The organism is Roseivirga sp., assembly GCF_049099775.1.
Lineage (GTDB): Bacteria > Bacteroidota > Bacteroidia > Cytophagales > Cyclobacteriaceae > Roseivirga.
The window spans coordinates 67,879-84,830 of the sequence record NZ_JAGDZM010000002.1 but is presented as its reverse complement, the minus strand read 5'-3'; the positions used below and the strand labels follow the sequence as shown (position 1 = coordinate 84,830).

General features: G+C 39.7%; 16 protein-coding genes. 10 read left to right on the top strand and 6 right to left on the bottom strand.

The genetic code is table 11. From position 1 onward, the window contains the following. Positions 1 to 367: 367 nt before the first annotated feature. Complete coding sequence (locus tag JXQ92_RS02645; RefSeq protein WP_421985026.1) at positions 368 to 2,134, bottom strand: chloride channel protein; 1,767 nt, start codon at positions 2,132 to 2,134, stop codon at positions 368 to 370. Next, the gene (gene mazG, locus JXQ92_RS02640) at positions 2,131 to 2,943 is read right to left on the bottom strand and encodes a nucleoside triphosphate pyrophosphohydrolase (protein ID WP_421985025.1); all 813 of its coding nucleotides are present in this window, start codon (positions 2,941 to 2,943) and stop codon (positions 2,131 to 2,133) included. The genes JXQ92_RS02645 and mazG overlap by 4 nt, the downstream gene beginning before the upstream one ends. 87 nt (positions 2,944 to 3,030) lie before the next feature. Between mazG and JXQ92_RS02635 the strand changes: the two genes are divergently transcribed. From JXQ92_RS02635 to JXQ92_RS02615, 5 genes are all read left to right on the top strand, one after another. After that, the gene (locus JXQ92_RS02635; protein ID WP_421985024.1) at positions 3,031 to 3,261 is read left to right on the top strand and encodes a hypothetical protein; all 231 of its coding nucleotides are present in this window, start codon (positions 3,031 to 3,033) and stop codon (positions 3,259 to 3,261) included. A 91-nt stretch (positions 3,262 to 3,352) separates the two neighbouring features. After that, entirely contained in the window at positions 3,353 to 4,735 is a 1,383-nt protein-coding gene (glmM, locus tag JXQ92_RS02630) for a phosphoglucosamine mutase (RefSeq protein WP_421985023.1), read from the top strand. 10 nt (positions 4,736 to 4,745) lie between these two features. Continuing rightward, complete coding sequence (locus JXQ92_RS02625; RefSeq protein ID WP_421985022.1) at positions 4,746 to 5,885, top strand: cysteine desulfurase family protein; 1,140 nt, start codon at positions 4,746 to 4,748, stop codon at positions 5,883 to 5,885. 50 nt (positions 5,886 to 5,935) lie between these two features. Then, positions 5,936 to 6,244: a hypothetical protein gene (locus JXQ92_RS02620; RefSeq protein WP_421985021.1), complete on the top strand. Its 309-nt coding sequence runs from the start codon at positions 5,936 to 5,938 to the stop codon at positions 6,242 to 6,244. A gap of 89 nt (positions 6,245 to 6,333) precedes the next feature. Then, positions 6,334 to 6,651 (top strand): hypothetical protein, encoded by a 318-nt coding sequence (locus tag JXQ92_RS02615; protein WP_421985020.1) that lies wholly within the window; start codon positions 6,334 to 6,336, stop codon positions 6,649 to 6,651. On the opposite strand, the gene hemH is transcribed toward JXQ92_RS02615, so the two are convergent. Then, the gene (gene hemH / locus JXQ92_RS02610) at positions 6,648 to 7,667 is read right to left on the bottom strand and encodes a ferrochelatase (RefSeq protein ID WP_421985019.1); all 1,020 of its coding nucleotides are present in this window, start codon (positions 7,665 to 7,667) and stop codon (positions 6,648 to 6,650) included. The genes JXQ92_RS02615 and hemH overlap by 4 nt on opposite strands. 328 nt (positions 7,668 to 7,995) lie before the next feature. On the opposite strand from hemH, the gene nrtS reads away from it, so the two are divergent. The 4 genes from nrtS to JXQ92_RS02590 all read left to right on the top strand — a co-directional run bounded on the left by nrtS (position 7,996) and on the right by JXQ92_RS02590 (position 12,960). Next, a complete protein-coding gene (nrtS, locus tag JXQ92_RS02605) occupies positions 7,996 to 8,241 on the top strand; it encodes a nitrate/nitrite transporter NrtS (protein WP_421985018.1) in 246 nt (81 codons plus the stop codon). Positions 8,242 to 8,288: 47 nt separating this feature from the next. Continuing rightward, positions 8,289 to 9,497, top strand: coding sequence for an alpha/beta fold hydrolase (locus JXQ92_RS02600; RefSeq protein WP_421985017.1), 1,209 nt, complete (start codon positions 8,289 to 8,291; stop codon positions 9,495 to 9,497). Between the two features lie 105 nt (positions 9,498 to 9,602). Continuing rightward, positions 9,603 to 11,528 carry a cation:proton antiporter gene (locus JXQ92_RS02595; RefSeq protein ID WP_421985016.1) on the top strand — a complete coding sequence of 642 codons (1,926 nt, stop codon included), beginning with the start codon at positions 9,603 to 9,605 and terminating at the stop codon, positions 11,526 to 11,528. 73 nt (positions 11,529 to 11,601) lie between these two features. Next, complete coding sequence (locus JXQ92_RS02590; RefSeq protein WP_421985015.1) at positions 11,602 to 12,960, top strand: amidohydrolase family protein; 1,359 nt, start codon at positions 11,602 to 11,604, stop codon at positions 12,958 to 12,960. Positions 12,961 to 13,007: 47 nt separating this feature from the next. Here JXQ92_RS02590 and JXQ92_RS02585 read toward each other — a convergent pair whose 3' ends face one another. Together JXQ92_RS02585 and JXQ92_RS02580 are read right to left on the bottom strand one after the other, a co-directional pair. Next, a complete protein-coding gene (locus JXQ92_RS02585) occupies positions 13,008 to 13,532 on the bottom strand; it encodes a hypothetical protein (RefSeq protein ID WP_421985014.1) in 525 nt (174 codons plus the stop codon). Positions 13,533 to 13,631: 99 nt separating this feature from the next. Further along, positions 13,632 to 14,174, bottom strand: a complete 543-nt coding sequence (locus tag JXQ92_RS02580; RefSeq protein ID WP_421985013.1) for a DUF2911 domain-containing protein — start codon at positions 14,172 to 14,174, stop codon at positions 13,632 to 13,634. Positions 14,175 to 14,311: 137 nt separating this feature from the next. On the opposite strand from JXQ92_RS02580, the gene JXQ92_RS02575 reads away from it, so the two are divergent. Continuing rightward, on the top strand, positions 14,312 to 15,862 hold the full coding sequence (locus JXQ92_RS02575; protein ID WP_421985012.1) for a glycine--tRNA ligase: 1,551 nt from the start codon (positions 14,312 to 14,314) through the stop codon (positions 15,860 to 15,862). A gap of 3 nt (positions 15,863 to 15,865) precedes the next feature. Here JXQ92_RS02575 and JXQ92_RS02570 read toward each other — a convergent pair whose 3' ends face one another. Further along, positions 15,866 to 16,915, bottom strand: a complete 1,050-nt coding sequence (locus JXQ92_RS02570; protein WP_421985011.1) for a PA0069 family radical SAM protein — start codon at positions 16,913 to 16,915, stop codon at positions 15,866 to 15,868. Positions 16,916 to 16,952 lie beyond the last annotated feature (37 nt).

Genomic DNA, 16,952 nt, shown 5'->3' with positions numbered 1-16,952 from the left:
CAATGATTTAAAACAATGTGGCTAGGTTAGGTAAGCGATGACTAATTAGGAGCGAAATAATGAAGTCAATTATTTACGCCTTATATTAAGTGAAATACTGGTAAAACCATATTTTTGATTGTCATCAAAATTGACCGTTTTTAGACAAAAAAAAGAATCAAAAAAATGACCTATTTTTTTTCCACATTTTTCGTTTTTTATCCACAGGGTTTGCTTAAAAACCCATAAACACCAGTAAATCAGTGAGTTATGGAACAAATTTAAAGCTAAAATTTTGTTGATAACTATTTCAAGATTGCACCAAAAGAGAAAATACCGAAAGTTTTATCTTATTGGTTTTCAAGGGCTTTGAGGCTATTTTAGGGGCTTATTCCTTGTTTTGCCTTTTGAGCTTTGTTCTATAGGTATTAAAGATTCTGGATTTGGATACAATACCTACGTACTCGTCATTATCTATGACTGGTAAATTCCAAGCACCAGTTTTTTCGAATTTACCCATTACCTGTTGCATGTTTTCTTTTGAACTAACCGTTTCAGGGGGTTTATGCATCAATGTTCCAACAATTACATTTTTCTGTGATTCCTTGTCAAACATGATTTCCCGAATATCATCAAGTGTAATTATGCCTTTTAGTACGTTATTTTCATCTACAACAGGAAAGATATTCCGCTTAGATTTCTTCACTAAATCTACCAAATCATCGAGTTTTCTCTCGGGATGAATAGTCAGCAAGTCTTTCTCAATTAACTTGCTAATGTTCATTAAGCTCAGCAGCTGTTTGTCTTTATCGTATTGAATTAAATCACCTGATTCAATGAGTTTCGAAGTATAGAAAGAGTGCTTTTGGAAATAGCTGTTGGTGCTGTAGGCAATAGCAGATACGAGCATTAATGGTAAAAACAAAGTATAGCCGCTGGTGATCTCGGCAATTAAGAAAATTGCGGTGAGCGGAGCATGTAAAACACCACTCATTACGCCACACATTCCTACTAAAGTGAAGTTGCTTACAGATATAGTTTTGCCCAATTCTAGAAGGTTATTTACCGAGGCAAAAAGAAACCCTGTGATCCCACCTATAAACAAAGAAGGAGCGAAAATACCACCGTTACCTCCTGCACCAATTGTAAAGCCAGTAGCAAAGGGCTTGAGCAATAAAACTAATAAGGCAAAGGCTACAATAGCCCATGGGTCGGAGAAGCCAGATAAGAATTCGCTTTGGCTAAATACAGAGGAAGCTTCGTCATTGAGAATCAATTTAATTGTATTGTAGCCTTCACCGTAAAGTGGATTAAAGACTAGTATCAATACACCGAGGGCAAGACCACCAACTAAGGCTTTAATGATGGGCTGTTTAATTTTAGAGACAAGTCTTTCGGCAAATAACGTGGTGTTGGTAAAGTAATAGGCTACTAAGCCGCAAATAGCACCGAGTAATAAGTAAAACAGAAAGTCATTGGTTAAAAATGGATCCGTTAGGTTGAATGAAAAAAGAACATCGTCCCCTGAAAACAACATTGAAATGAGTGAACCGAGTACAGAAGCGATTAATAGAGGAATGAAAGCACCAATGGTAACCTCGCTTAAGATTACTTCAATACTAAAAATTACTCCTGCCACAGGTGAGTTGAATATACCTGATATTGCCGCTGCCGCACCACACCCAATCATTAAGGTTCGCTGTCTATAATTGAGGTGCATTAAACGGCCAATGTTAGATCCGATAGCTGAACCAGTAACAACAATTGGTGCCTCTAGACCTACTGAACCTCCAAAACCAACAGTAATGGCAGAGGTAATCATCCTGCTATACATTTTTATACGCTTAATGATACTCGACTTTTTGGAAATGGCGTATAGAATGTACGTTACCCCATGGCCAAGCCTTTCTTTAAGCACGTATTTGGCGATGATAGCTGTAATCAGTATTCCTACGACAGGAAAGAAGATATAAGCAAAAGATAGGTTTAACGATAGTAAACCTGATTGTATTAAATGAACAGTACCTTTTAGTGTAACGGCTGCAAGGCCACCAATCACTCCAATCACTCCTGCCAAAAGGATGACGAAATTTTTGATGCTCAAATGTCTGATTCTCCAGACGAGAAATTTACCAAGGAGTCGTTTAAAGATCATTTTAATGCTTTGGCTTTTTCCCAATACTCATCCATTTCAGCTAAGCTCATGTCAGAAATACTTTTTCCATCTTTTTTAGACTCATTTTCTAAGTATTGAAAACGCTTAATAAATTTCAAATTAGTTCGTTCCAGCGCTTCTTCAGGGTCTATTTCGATGAATCTCGAATAATTGACTAGAGAAAATAATAGGTCACCAAATTCTGCTTGTGCTCTTTCTTTATTCATCTCTTTATCGGAAGACACATTGAATTCCTCTTTGAACTCTTGCATTTCCTCTTCCACCTTCTCCCAAACCTGCTCCTTCTTTTCCCAATCAAAACCAATTCCACGTGCCTTGTCTTGTATTCTAATGGCCTTTACCAAAGCGGGTAAAGATTTAGGTACACCGCCTAATACTGAGACATTACCTTTCTCCTTTAACTTAATCTTCTCCCAATTCGCTTTTACAGCTTCCTCATCTTCCGCTTTCACATCCCCATAAATGTGTGGGTGTCGGTGAACGAGTTTATCACAAATGGCGGTTAGCGCATCAGCCACATCAAACGCTTCTTTTTCATCAGCAATTTTTGAGTAAAACACCATGTGAAGCATAAGATCACCAATCTCCTTTTTTACTTCATCAAGGTTTTCATTAATGATGGCATCAGAAAGCTCATAAGTTTCTTCTATCGTTAAATGCCTAATCGTTTCAAGCGTCTGTTTTTTATCCCAAGGACAATTGAGCCTTAATTCATCCATAATGGTCAATAATCTATCAAAGGCAGCTAGTTTTTCTTTCCTTTTGAGATCTTTTGGTGGTTGAATCATTGAGCTATTGGGTTTTATCGAAACTTATGTTGCAAAGGTAGTGTTATGAAACCAAGTATATTTAAATTTGCTTCAAATTAGTCTGTTATGACCACTCTCGTATTAACATTAATTTTAGTCGGGTTATTCTTTGTAGGAATGTCAGTAAGACTCATCTTATTGAAGAATGGAGAATTCAAGGGTACATGCGCTTCGCAAAGCCCTTTCTTAAATAAAGAAGGTGTTCGCTGTGGCTTTTGCGGCAAAGATGTCCAAGCTGGTGAGTCTTGTGGTAACCCTGATAATGAGGTTGACAAGGTCTTAGCAAAGTTTAAATAACACCTCTAGTTATTTCCTTTTTACATCGTGGATAATTGGCTTGTTTCTGCACTTGTTTTGCTACTTTTGTAGCTAAATCAAACAAGGTACAGTGACATTAATTAAGTCTATCTCAGGAATTCGCGGAACCATAGGAGGAAGTGTTGATCAAGCATTGACTCCCATCGATGCGGTTAAGTTTGCAGCAGCGTTTGGAACCTGGGTAAAAGAAAAATCTGGCAAGTCTAAAATCGTAATTGGTAGAGACGCACGCCCTTCTGGAGAGATGATTTCTAACCTCGTTTCTTCCACACTAATTGGATTGGGAATCGATGTCATTGATTTAGGATTGTCAACAACTCCAACTGTCGAGTTTGCCGTACCATTAGAAGAAGCAGGGGGGGGAATCATTCTAACTGCAAGTCATAATCCGGTGCAGTGGAATGCACTCAAACTACTTAATGAAACTGGGGAATTTATAAGCGGACAAGACGGGCAAGAGGTTTTAGCGATTGCAGAGAACGACGCTTACAGTTTTGCTGAAGTTAGGGACCTAGGAAAAATCAGCCAAGACGATACTTATATCGACAAGCATATACAGTCCGTTTTAGAATTAGCTTTAGTAGACGCAGAAGCCATAAAAGACGCTCGCTTTAAAGTAATTATTGATTGTGTAAACTCTACAGGAGGCATCTCGCTACCACCGCTTTTAAAAGCGTTAGGAGTAGAAGTTGAAGAAATGTTTTGTGAACCAAATGGTCAGTTTCCACACAATCCCGAGCCTTTGCCCGAGCATTTAGGACAAATTTCCTCGGCTATGGAAAGCCGAAAATATGATTTAGGCATTGTAGTAGACCCTGACGTAGATCGTTTGGCCTTTCTTACGGAAGATGGTACTCCTTTTGGGGAAGAATATACCTTAGTAGCAGTAGCCGATTATGTGCTTTCACAAACAAAAGGCAATACAGTATCTAACCTATCATCGACTAGAGCTTTAAGGGATGTTACCGAAAAGCATGGTGGAACCTATAATGCTTCAGCCGTGGGAGAAGTGAATGTGGTAACTAAAATGAAGGATACCAATGCTGTAATTGGTGGCGAAGGAAATGGTGGAATCATTTATCCAGACTCACATTATGGTAGAGATGCGCTAGTAGGAATTGCCCTATTTCTAACACATTTAGCTAAATACGGAAAACCAGTTTCAAGACTTAGATCTTCCTATCCGAGCTATTTTATTTCTAAAAATAAAATTGACCTTTCACCAGATATCGATGTAGATAAAGTATTGGAATCGATGAAAGAAAAGTATAGCGATCAGCCCGTTAATACTATTGACGGGGTAAAAATCGAGTTTGACAAGGAATGGGTACATTTAAGGAAGTCAAACACTGAACCAATTATTAGAATATATGCCGAATCTGAATCGCTGAATACTGCGGATCATTTGGCAAACAAAATTATTTCTGATATTAAAGAAATTGTGTCCAATTAATATTACTGACATGAATATCTATTTCGATAATGCAGCAACCACACCACTAGACCCTGAAGTGTTTGAGGAAATGAAGCCTCTTATGCTCGATGTATTTGGTAACCCATCTTCCACGCATGCTCACGGCCGAGAGGCACGTACTAAAATTGAACACGCCAGAAGGAAAGTTGCAGATTTGTTGAATACGGCTCCTTCCGAAATATTCTTTACCTCTGGAGGAACCGAGGCCGATAATACAGCCATTACATGTTCAGTTGATGCCTATGGATTAAAGCATATCATTACTACAGAAATTGAACATAAAGCCGTACTAGAAACTTCCAGGAAAATGGAAGAAATGGGTTTAGCCAAAGTAAGCTATGTGGAGTTAGATGATCAAGGGCACGTTAATCTAGACCACTTGCAATCGCTGCTTAAGAACAATAGCCGATCGCTCGTTTCGATTATGCACGCCAATAATGAGATTGGCACACTAAATGATATCAATACTATAGGAGAGATAGCTTCTGAATACGACGCTGTTTTTCATTCAGATACTGTGCAAACCATGGGGCATTTTGCTCATGATACGCAAAACCTAAAGTGTCACTTCTTAGTAGGTGCAGGCCATAAATTTCATGGACCGAAGGGTGTCGGCTTTTTAAGAGTTTGCAAGAGTAAAAGAATAGGCCGTTTTATCCACGGAGGTGGCCAAGAAAGAAACCATAGAGGAGGAACAGAGAATCTCTACGGTATTATAGGTATGGCTAAGGCTTTAGAGATAGCATACCGCGAAATGGATCAACATCAAAAGCACGTGAGAGGCTTAAAAGACAGAATGATTGCTGGTCTGACCGAAAAAATTTCAGGCGTTTCTTTCAACGGAGACGTTAGAGATGGGCACAGTTTATACACGGTGCTTAATGTTAGTTTCCCGCCATCGGAGGACAATGACATGCTCTTGTTCAATCTGGACATCAATGGAGTTTCTGCATCAGGAGGTAGCGCTTGCAATAGTGGTGCTGCTACAGGATCTCACGTGTTGAATGGCATAAAAGCCGATCCGGACAGACAAGGAATTAGATTCTCTTTTTCAAAATATAATACGGCCCAAGAAGTTGATTATGTACTAGAGAAGTTGGTCGAAATTTTAGACCCAGTTCTAGCTTAAGACAACTTTTTTCACTTTTGACAGTCTATTTAGTGTAACGGTTATAAACTATGAACCTAAAACCCCTCATTTTATGTCTATTGCTGACAGCTGCTATGTCTTGTAGTAACGAGGGAGTCCAAACAACAACGGCTAATGGGACAATAGTTGATGGTTCAACTCAAACTGGATTCGAATCCTGTGGTTTTCTAATTCGTATAAATGGCACCCTCTACAAACCAACTTATTTGAATTTGGAATACGAACAAGATGGTCTTGACGTTTTCTTAAAAGTTGAATTTTTGAATCAAACAAATGATTGTGGGGGGACAAATAGTATTTCGATGCTTAGAATTGAGCAAATAAGTCCGTCGAATTAATATTGTCCGTATATTGTAGCCTAAATCCTCAACATGTATGCTTACCGTTTAAATCTACGGCAGAATCGTAGATGAAAATGATATAAAACATGAAGTTAAAACACGCAGTATTCTTAGGTTTAATCCTTTTCCTCTCCAGTTGTAAAACTGTGAATGTAAAAGCTGAACAGCTGGCTACAATTCGAAGTGGCTCAAGTGTAACGGGTTTTCAGAATTGTGCATTTGTTATACAATTCGATAATGAGTTTGGGTCAACAGTAGTTCCTATTAACCTTGATCCTATTTATCAAATAAACGGGCTAAAAGTAGAGGTAATACTAACGAACAGTACCGAATTGGCCACCTGTGCCCAAGGTTCTCCACCAATGGTTGAAGTTGTTTTTATAAGAGAATTGCCGCAGAATTAGGCTTTCTTAACCAAGTCTTCTAAGCATTCAATCCAAGTATCAGAATCGTTCAAACTAGGAACTAAATCCCAAACTTCGCCACCCGCTTCAATAAACTCTTCTTTAAATTCTTCGCCCACCTCAATGGTTGTTTCAAGGCAATCAGAAATAAATGCAGGAGAGAACACTAATGCTTTTTTGATGCCTTTTCCTGGAAGGTCTTTCAAAACCTCATCCGTATAAGGTTTAATCCAAGGATCTTTACCAAGTCTCGATTGGAAGGTCGTAGTGTAGTCATCTTCCTTCAGGCCCAAACGCTTGGCTAATTCTCTAGAAGTATAGAAGCATTGAGCCCTATAGCAATATCGATTTCTTTCATGAAGCACACTGCAACAAGATCCGAGTTGACACTGATTTCCTACAGAGCCTTTTTTAATATGCCGCTCAGGTAAACCGTGGTAACTAAAAATCACATGATCATATTCCTGTTTTTCCATAAACGTCTTGCCATTGTTGGCGAAAGCTTCTAGGAATTTCGGATGATCCATGAATTGATTTATATGAGATACTGAAGGAATAATTTGCCATTTGCTAACAAGTTCATTCACTTTTTCAGAAACAGAACCAGTACTCGCTGAAGCATACTGTGGGAACAAGGGTATAACGATAATACGCTTTACATTTTCTGATTTCAGCTCGTTTAATCCTTCTTCAATACTAGGGCTTTGATACCTCATTGCCAGAGTAACCTTGTAGTCGTCACCCAATGCCTTTTGAAGCAAGTCACGAACATCGAACCCATAGAATTTTAAAGGGGAACCACGCTCCACCCATAATTTTCTATATTCTTTTGCGGATTTAGGGGCCCGTAAAGGTGCAATGATTCCATTAACAAGTAAAAACCTAGGGATAACAGGTATGTCGATAACTCTACCGTCCATTAAGAATTCTCTCAAATATTTTCGAACATCCTTAGTAGCAGGGCTATCTGGTGTCCCTAAATTGACTATTAATACGCCTATTTTTTCTTTTCCCATTTGTAAAGACTATTGCACCAAAACAGGTTGCAAAGATATTTGTTTTGCTGATAAGGCCTATTTCTACTTAAATATGATTCTGGACAAAAATAAAGCCCTGTCTTAGTAGGCAGGGCTCGTGATTTATGGTCTCGTTATCAAATCGAATGCTTGTTGCAACCAGTAATTTCCTCACTTTCCGGTAGCCATCGACGCAAACAACGGACTTAAATGGTAGTCTATTAAAGAACACCTAAAAAATTGGTTACCCTTATAATTCAAGAAATAATGCGCTTATGTAGGTTGAAAGACACCCGTTTTCCTGCTAGAATTTCATTTTTGTTAGGTCATGGGGCGTCAAGAACACAACAAAAAGAGGAATCTGCTGAAAAGTATTTTTTCAGATAAGGCTAATTTGATGCTCGCCATTAAAATGTCGCTCATTGTTGGTACCACACTAAACTGTATAAATCAATGGGAATGCTTAGTAAACCAAGAATTGGATCAGCTGAATATTTCTAAGTTATTGATCACTTACTCAGTACCCTTTTTCGTGTCTTTATACTCCACAAGTATCATAAAACTCAAAGGCTGAGATCGAACTTTTTCTGGTGGAATCCGCTTTCTTTATAAATCACGGTTATGAAAACAATTAGACTTCACTTTCCAAATGCTCATGGCGAGCAGCTATCTGCCAAATTGGAAATGCCGGTAGATAAAAAACCAGTGGCCTTTGCACTCTTTGCGCATTGTTTTACGTGTTCTAAAAACTTAATGGCGGTAACGCATATTAGTAGAGGTTTAACCGCAAAAGGGATTGCCGTTTTAAGATTTGACTTTACGGGTTTGGGTGAAAGCGAGGGCGATTTTGCAGACACGAATTTCTCAAGTAATGTAGAAGACTTGATTGTAGCGGCGGAATATTTGAAAACTGAATATGAAGCACCGAAACTATTAGTAGGCCATTCATTAGGAGGCGCAGCGGTGCTGATAGCAGCGAATAAGTTAGCATATATAGAAGCCGTAGCCACAGTAGGTGCACCAGCTGACCCTCCACACATTAAACACCTTTTTAGTAGTTCAATTGACGAGATTAAAGCCTCTGGGAAAGCTGATGTATCTTTAGGTGGACGACCTTTTACGATAAAAAAACAGTTTATAGACGACCTCAAGCACTATGAACAGTCAGAAGGAATCAAAAACCTGAATAAGCCACTCCTTATTTTACACTCACCACAAGATGAGACGGTAGATATTAAAAACGCAGAAAAAATATATACTACCGCAATGCACCCAAAGAGCTATATTTCTTTAGATGGTGCAGATCATTTACTAACAGACAAAGTGGATGCACAATATGTTGGTGAAGTAGTAGCATCATGGGCAAAAAGATACGTGAGCTTTGAAGAATCAATAGATTTAACTACTGACAGGCAAGTTGTCGTGAGAAATGAAAAAGACAACGGTTTGCTTACAGAAGTAGTTGCTAACGGGCACTACTTAATAACGGACGAACCAACTGATGTTGGTGGCACTAACTTAGGAGGAACACCATATGATTTATTAGTGGCTTCATTGGGAGCATGTACTGCCATGACGATCAGAATGTATGCCAACCATAAAGGAATTGACCTACAAGAAGTAAAAGTTCATCTATCGAGAGAGAAACGTCATGCTGCCGATGCTATGAACTTAGATGAAAACAGCAAAGTAGAATTTATAGATAGAGAACTAGAACTTACAGGAAACCTGTCTGAAGCCGAAAGAAATAGGATCGTAGAAATTGCTGATAAATGTCCTGTTCACAAAACACTTACAAAAGGACTTCAGGTTACAACAGTCTTGAAATAATCACGTCAATTTGTGTCTGTTTGGCGCGTTTCGTAAGCGAAATTTGTTAATTTGGTAGCTTACACAAAACTCAATTTTGTTAAAAAACCATTGATTTGTTCGTGAATGACTGATATTCAACAAGTTTTATTATTGTTAGGCGGCTTTATTATTGTGGCTGTGGCTGCCAATCAGATCGCTGGTTTTTTTCAGAAGATTAAACTGCCCTTTATTACAGGAATTCTTGTTGTAGGACTCTTTTCTGGACCTTTCATTTTCAAGCTTCTTCCTCAAAACACCGGTGCAGGGCTTCAATTCATAAATGATATTTCCCTTGCCTTTATTGCCTTTGCCGCCGCCGCTGAGCTCTATTTAAAAGAACTTAGAGGTAGAATGAGAAGCATTAAGTGGATGACCTTCGGCCAGTTAATGGTGACCTTCGTGGGGAGTTCGGTGCTGATCTATTTTCTATCAGATCAAATAGCCTTTATGCGATCAATGAATGCAGCCTCTAAAATTGGCGTATCTATAATGATGGCAACAATTTTTGTGGCACGATCACCAGCCTCTGCCATCGCCGTGATTAATGAAATGAGGGCCAAAGGACCATTCGTTCAAATGGCCATGGGAGTCACAGTCATTAAGGACTTTCTAGTGATTATTTTGTTCGCAGTTTGTCTATCCGTTTCAACAACGCTGATTAACGGAGACCCTTTCAATATTCAGTTTTTGCTTGTCCTTTTAGCCGAATTGGCGGCCTCATTTGGTTTAGGATATGTCGTGGGGCGCTTACTGATACTAACCTTAAGTATTCGAGTCAACGCCTATATGAAAATGGCGCTTATACTCGTTGTCGGCTATGCTGTTTACCTCTTTTACTATTTCGTAAAGCACTATACCGAAGATCACTTTGGTTTTGAATTCCACATTGAACCGTTATTAATCTGTATCATCGGTAGTTTTATAGTCACCAATTATTCGCGCTTCAGGCATGAGTTTATCAAGCTGTTGGAAGAAATGGGCCCAATTATTTACATCTGTTTCTTTACATTGACAGGAGCCTCCGTTTCCATAGATATACTCGTTAAAGTAATTGGTGTGGCCTTTATGCTTTTCGGTATTAGACTCGTCACCATGATTGCTGGTTCCTTCTTGGGGGGTGCACTAGCAGGTGATTCAGCACTTTTTAGAAAAATTGGATGGATGCCTTTCGTTACCCAAGCAGGTGTTGGTTTAGGGCTTGCTACAATTGTGGCCAACGCCTTTCCAGCGTGGGGTTCTGAGTTTCAAACTATCGTTGTAGCGGTTATCGTTTTAAATCAATTTGTAGGGCCACCGCTCTTCAAGTGGTCAATTCAAATGGTGGGAGAAGCCAGAGTAAAAGCCAATACACCGCATTTTGATGGTGTAAGAGATGCAATGATTATTGGCGTTGAATCTCAATCTGTCGCTTTGGCAAAACAGCTTAAAGAACACGGTTGGGAGGCTGAATTAATCACCAAGAAGCAAGACATTCAAGCTGATGAATATCCAGATTTGGTTATCCATAAAGTCAATGAGTTCTCACTAGCGTCTCTAACTGAAAACAATGTTCAAAAAGCCGAAGCAGTAGTACTTACCTTAACTGATGAAGAGAACTTGGCCATTGCCGAAATCCTTTATGAACATGTAGGTACTAAGGATATTGTGGTACGCTTAAACCACCGCTATAACTTCGAGAAGTTCCATAAGCTAGACTGTCTAATAGTAGACCCTTCTACAGCTATGGTAAGTCTAATGGATCATTTAGTAAGATCTCCGCAAGCCGCAACCCTCTTATTGGGTATGCAAGAAAATCAGGATACTATGGACGTAGAAGTTCAGAATCCGAATCTTCGAGGCTTGGCTTTAAGAGATTTACGTTTACCATCCGATATCATTGTGCTATCTGTAAACCGCGGAGGCCAAAGTATTATTACCCACGGCTATACTAGACTTAGACTTGGAGATGTACTCACTATGGTAGGTTCCAATGACAGCCTTCAAGATGTGTCCTTGCGCTTTGACCGATAATCAGGTTGCCGTTGGTAAATTGGCGTTTAGCACTTTTCGGTAGCTTTATTATCTTTCAGTAAATCGCATGGCCATGAAAACCTCTTTATCCTTAGTCCTCAGTCTTTTATGCTTTTTTATTGGATCAACATTAGTTGCTCAGAACCTTTACATCAAAGGAGGACACTATTTCGACACCGAGTCGGGAGGAATGATTGAGAATAACGGAATTGTAGTGCGGAGCGGAAAGTTTGTTTCGGTCAATCAGTTACTTGAAAATGCCGAAGGATATGAAGTCATCACGCTGGCTGAAAATCAATATCTGTTACCCGGTTTATTCGACTTACATGCGCACTATCGGGTTACTTTCGACGGCGTGCGCCGAGACGAGGTTGAAGCTAACCCTGTTATTTTTCTAGCCAATGGCGTTACGTCGACGTTTCCCGGCGGTGAAATCCAACCAGAGGTGATGCTAGAGGCGAGAAGAAAGATTAATCGGGGTGAAAAAGTAGGGGCAAGAATTCATAGTTCAGGTCCATATTTTGGTACAGCATTTCCTGCCTGGAATAGAGGCACTACCATTCAAGATATATACGATAAAGTAGATAAATGGGCCGAGCTTGGTGTTGCTGGGTTTAAGGCCAAAGGCATATCCCCCGTTTTATTGAAAGCTTTAGTCGAAAGAGCGCATATGCATGGCTTGCCAGTAACCGGTCATTTAGGTTCGGGTTTCCGTAATACGGTAAATCCACGCGACGCCATTAGTATGGGTATCGACAGGATTGAGCACTTTTTGGGTGGAGATGCCCTGCCAAATTCACAATCGGCATATGCAACACTACAAAACTTGGACACAAGTGATCCAGCGATCGACAAACAGATTGATCATTTTATTCAAAACGGAGTCTTTTTTGATGCTACTTTAACAGCCTATGGCTACTATGGGAACCGAGATCAGTTTTATGATTATTGGCATGACGAACGCAAATATTTAACCCCATATGCTTTCGAAATCACGAAAGAAACCCGTCAAGAACTGGGCATGTTCCAAAAGATATTCGACGTTAAAAAAGTGACTGTAAAGCGTTATTTCGATAAAGGAGGTAAAATTACATTAGGCACCGATCATCCTTCAGTAGGAGAATATATACCTGGTTTTAGTGCTCACCGAGAAATGGAAGCCTTAGTTTCAGTAGGCATACCGAATAGTGATGTGCTTAAGATTGCTACAATTAATGGTGCGAATGCTTTGAGAAAAGGCGATATACTGGGCAGTATATCTGTAAGCAAATTAGCCGATGCTTTTGTGGTGACAGGAAACCCTCTTGTAGAAATTACAAATACTAGAAACGTAAGTCAGGTAATAAAAGGAGGAAAAGTTTATGATGCGAAGACGCTTCTAAAAAGCGTAGAAGGAAAAATGGGCCCAAAGAACGAGGCCGATTGGAAATAAAAAAGGGGCAATTCCCAATGCCCCTTGTTATCTAAACGTGATATAATCTAATTTCCACCACCATTTTCTTTTTCTTCTGCTTCTTTCCGCTGCTTAGGTGCATGAGCTCTTCTTTTCATAACCATTCGTCGTCTCATTAAACTATCTCTTACGGGTCTTCTGTCTTGTCCTATTCTACTTCTACCCTGGAAACGTCCTCTTTCTCGTGAATCTTGGCCTCTTTTGCCTCTGTTCAGCATAGCACCCTTTACCCTCTTTTTCGAACTTTCATACTTCTTCCACTGCTCTGGGGTAAGAATTTCCTTCAGTTTAGCCTCACGCGCCTGTCTGGCAACAAAAGCATCCCTTTTCATTTCCTCTCGAATAGCTTTGGCTTTTTCCATGGCAGCTTTCCTTTCTACCTGAGCTGCTTTTAGCTCTTTATCCAACGCCGACTTTTGCTTATCTGTAAGCTCCAAAGCCTTAGCCATTCTTTCCGTTTGAAGCAAGGTTTTGTTTTTGTCTTGTGCTAATAATTGGCTGCTGGAAAATACGGTAGCAGCTATGAAAAATAATTTTATAAATGACCTCATGATTTTTTCTTTTAATGTGCTGTTTGGATGAGCAAAAAATTAAAAGGTTTAATGGGGCAGCAGAATTTTTGTAGACCGCAGGGCGCTAACGCAGCTGATTTACTGCACTGTAAATGGTACTGAGACCTTGGTGTTGTCCCAGGCTAAAATAAGGGCAGGATTGCCGTTTTTCTCAGTAAAATCGATGGTAAAGAGCTCAACTACACCGGGCAAACTTTCTACTTTTCCGTTGACTCTTGCCGCGTCAAATTCTGGAAAATAATCTGTCCCCCAGTCGGGTATTTTTGTGTTAAATATTATAGTCCACTCGTTTTTTTCTGGGATAGTTACCAATGAATATTTGCCTGCCGGAAGGAGCTGATTATTGGTAAAAAGTATGTCTCTAGAAAGTTCAATTTCAGTAGTTTCATTAGCCCCTGTTCTCCACCATTTTCCATAAGGTACTAAGTTTCCAAAAATGACTCTTCCATTTTTAGAAGGTCGGCTATAAGTAACCCTAATATTAACTTCGCTATTTGTAAACTGAGAAGTGGACTCTGGACTGTACTGCTTCGTTAGATATAACTGATATTGTTGTATGGCGATGATGGCCAATAAAATGACAATTATACTTCCAAAAATGACGATTAAGCGTCTAGACATCTTCAGTAAAGATACCTAATTACCTGAATACAGCCGTTTTTTTAACTCACATATTGTTTAAACGATTGATACTAGGGCATTTTCCTTTTTTCTAAAGCGCTTGTTTTAGTTGCCCCCCTTTTGCATATCTTTGCGGCATGGCACAGAATGAAGATAATTTGCTCAAAAAGATTGCAAGTCACGCGAAGGAATATGGCTTTATATTTCCGTCAAGCGAAATTTACGATGGATTAGGAGCAGCTTATGACTACGGGCAAAACGGCGTAGAACTCAAGAATAATATTAAGCAGTACTGGTGGAAAGCCATGGTGCAAATGCACGAGAATATAGTCGGTATCGATGCCTCTATCTTTATGCACCCTACTACTTGGAAAGCTTCAGGCCATGTAGATGCATTTAACGACCCGATGATCGATAATAAAGACTCTAAGAAAAGATATAGAGCCGATGTTTTGATTGAAGATTACATTGCCAAAGTCGAGGCCAAGATTCAGAAAGAAGTAACTAAGGCGGAAAAACGCTTCGGAGATTCTTTCGATAAGGATCAGTTTCTAGCGACTAACCCCAATGTGCTCAGAAATCAGTCTAAAATTGATAGCATCAATGAAAGACTGGGAAATGGCCTTGAGAACGGTGACCTAGCCGATGTTAAAGCACTTATCGAAGAACTTGGGATTGCCGATCCTGTATCGGGATCTAAAAACTGGACGGATGTACGCCAGTTTAACCTGATGTTTTCTACTGAGATGGGTTCCGTGGCAGAAGATGCCAACAAGATTTACCTTAGACCTGAAACAGCACAAGGCATTTTTGTCAACTTCCTTAACGTGCAAAAAACAGGCAGAATGAAGATTCCTTTTGGTATAGCCCAAATAGGTAAAGCCTTCAGAAATGAAATTATCGCCAGACAGTTCATCTTCAGAATGCGTGAATTTGAGCAAATGGAAATGCAATATTTCGTAAAACCGGGCGAAGAGATGGAATGGTACCAGACTTGGAAGGCCAAACGAATTGCTTGGCATAAATCTCTCGGTTTAGGAGAAGAAAACTATCGATTCCACGACCATATAAACTTGGCACATTATGCAAACGCTGCTGCCGATATTCAGTTTAATTTCCCAATGGGCTTCAAAGAATTAGAAGGAGTTCATTCTAGAACTGATTTTGATCTAAAAGCCCACGAAGAGCATTCTGGTAAGAAATTGCAGTTCTTCGATACGGTTGAGAATAAGGCCTATGTACCTTATGTGGTTGAAACATCGCTTGGTTTGGACCGTATGTTTTTGGCCGTGCTGACAAGCGCTTATACCGAAGAAACGCTCGAAGATGGTAGCGAAAGAACTGTATTGAAACTGCCTGCTCCATTAGCACCATATCATGTAGCCGTTCTTCCATTATTGAAGAAAGTAGATTCCGGGTTGCCGGCTAAAGCTCGAGAAATCTTAAGTGAACTTCAGTTTGATTTCAATTGTCAGTATGATGAGAAAGATGCCATCGGAAAACGTTATAGAAGACAAGATGCCATTGGTACACCATATTGTGTCACGGTAGACCATCAAACCTTAGAAGATAATACCGTAACGATTCGCGATAGAGATGACCTTTCTCAAATAAGAGTTTCTATAGATGAGGTAAAAGACAAGCTCAAAGAGACTACTGCTATGCAGTCTCTTTTAAGGAAGCTTTAAAACTCAAAACAGCCCCATCTGGCCTTTATTAGTTCTCACAAATAAATCGGTGCGAAGGGGAGGTCTTTGGGGCGAACCTTTAAAATATTTGGCTTTACTAAGCTCGAACATACGGTGAATGGATTGAACAATTCGGCCATCACCTCGCATGCGTTTACCAAAACGACTGTCGTTTAGCTTGCCACCATGAGCCCCCTTTATTTGACTTAGAATCTTCTCTGCCCTATTAGGAAACGCTTGTTGCACCCAGTTTTCGAATACTTCTCCAATCTGACCATTGAGCCGAACCATAGTAAATCCGGCACCTCTAGCACCTACACCAGCAGTGGCTTTCATTATTTCTGGAATTTCATGATCGTTTAGGCCTGGAATAACCGGCCCAATCATTATACTAACTGGAATACCTCGATTAGTGAGTTTTTCGATCGCTTTTAGCTTCTGTTTTACGGTAGCCGTTCTTGGCTCAAGTTTTCTTCTCACTTTTTCATCCATTGAGGTAAGCGAGAAATGCAATCCTACCAAATTCATATCGGCAAGGGGGCCCAATAAATCAATATCTCGCGTTACCACCACGTTTTTTGTGATCATGCCTACCGGGTGCTGATATTTTAAGAAAACCTCAAGCAAGCTTCTGGTGAGCTTTAACTTTCGCTCTAAAGGTTGGTAACAGTCTGTGTTTCCAGATAAAACTATCGTTTTGGGGCTCCAGTGAGGGCTTTGGAATTTCTTTTCGAGTAGTGTGGCAGCATTGGGCTTATAAAGGACAATCCTTTCAAAATCTAAGCCTGCATTATAACCCCAGTATTCGTGTGAATTTCTAGCGTAGCAATAAATACAACCATGTTCACAACCTTGATACGGGTTTAGAGAGTATTCCATACCAACATCAGGGCTTTCTACTTTATTGACGATAGATTTCGGGAAAACTTTAATGTATTTCGTTCTCGGCGCTTCATCATCGTATTCATCAATTCCTTCAAGGTGATCCTGAACATATTCATGGGCCAAAAACTTATTTTTTACCTGAATTTGAGCGCCTCTTCCTTTATACAATTGCTATAATATTTAGTAAACTAAAAATAATAGTTTA